Genomic DNA, 1,365 nt, shown 5'->3' on the forward strand with positions numbered 1-1,365 from the left:
CTGTAAAGATAACGGTGTAAGTCGTTGTCGTTGAGTTACTTTCGTGCGGCGGCCAGGCGGCCGTCGAAGGTCATGTCGAACGCGTTGAGGGCTTCTTTCCAGCGGTTGGACCAGCGTTTGCGGCCCGCGCCGGTGGGGTCCAGGCTCATGACGGCCAGGTAGACGCATTTCAGCGCGGCTTGCTCGTTGGGGAAGTGGCCGCGGGCGTTGACCGCGCGGCGTATCCGCGCGTTGAGCGACTCGATGGCGTTGGTGGTGCAGATCAGGGTACGGATCGAGCGGTGGAACCGCAGGAACGGCACGAACTCGGCCCACGAGTTGGTCCAGAGCCGGATGATCGCGGGGTAGCGTTTCTCCCATTTGTCGCTGAACTCGGCGAACCGGTCCAGGGCGTCGGACTCCGAGGACGCCGAGTAGATCGGTTTGAGGTCCTTGGCCAAGGCCGGCCAGTGCGCGCGGGAGGCATACCGGAACGAGGCCCGCAGCAGGTGCACGATGCAGGTTTGCACGATCGTGCGCGGCCAGACCTGCGCGATCGCATCCGGCAGGCCTTTGAGCCCATCGCAGACGATCATGAGCACGTCCTCGACACCACGATTGCGGATCTCGGTCAACACCCGCTGCCAGTACTTGGCGCCTTCACCGTCACCGTGCTCGCCCGCCCACAACCCGAGCACCTCGCGGGTGCCCTCGACCGTGACGGCCAAGGCGATGTAGATGGGCCGGTTGGCGACCTGCCCATCGCGGATCTTCACAGGGATACAGTCGATGAACACGACCGGATACACGCTGTCCAGGGGCCGGTTCTGCCATTCGCTCATGCCGTCGAGCGCTCGGTCGGTGATCGTGGAGATGGTCTGCTTGGAGACCTCGGCGCCATACACCTCGGCCAGGTGCGCGGATATCTCCCCGGTGGTCAATCCCTTGGCCGACAACGAGATCACCATGTCATCGATTCCGGTCAGGCGGCGCTGGCGTTTGGCGACCAGTTTCGGCTCGAACTCCCCATCCCGGTCCCGGGGCACCGCGATCGGGACCGGCCCGGCCTCGGTCAGCACGGTCTTCACGCGTTTTCCGTTGCGGGAATTGCCGCCGTCGCGGCCGGCCGGGTCGTTCTTGGCATAGCCGAGGTGGTCGTCCATCTCGCCTTCGAGCGCGGACTCCACGACCAGCTTGGTCAACCGCGCCAGCAGGCCACCCTCACCGGTCAACTGCAGGCCCTCGGCACGTGCTTGGGCCACCAGCGCCTGCAACTGGCGGTCGTCGAATCCCCCACTCGCCGAATCGCTGCCGGCGTTGTTCTCCATCACATCGGTCATCGTGGTGCATCTCCGTTCAGAGTTACACCGTTGTTCTTACAGTCCC

General features: G+C 64.8%; 1 protein-coding gene. It reads right to left on the reverse strand.

Annotation, left to right across the window (positions count from 1 at the left end; translation table 11 throughout):
• Window positions 1-35 precede the first annotated feature (35 nt).
• Window positions 36-1,307 (reverse strand): IS256 family transposase, encoded by a 1,272-nt coding sequence (locus tag ACLML9_RS28755; RefSeq protein ID WP_411948431.1) that lies wholly within the window; start codon window positions 1,305-1,307, stop codon window positions 36-38.
• Window positions 1,308-1,365: the final 58 nt, after the last annotated feature.

This window comes from Nocardia sp. NPDC002869, assembly GCF_046764065.1.
GTDB lineage: Bacteria > Actinomycetota > Actinomycetes > Mycobacteriales > Mycobacteriaceae > Nocardia > Nocardia rhamnosiphila.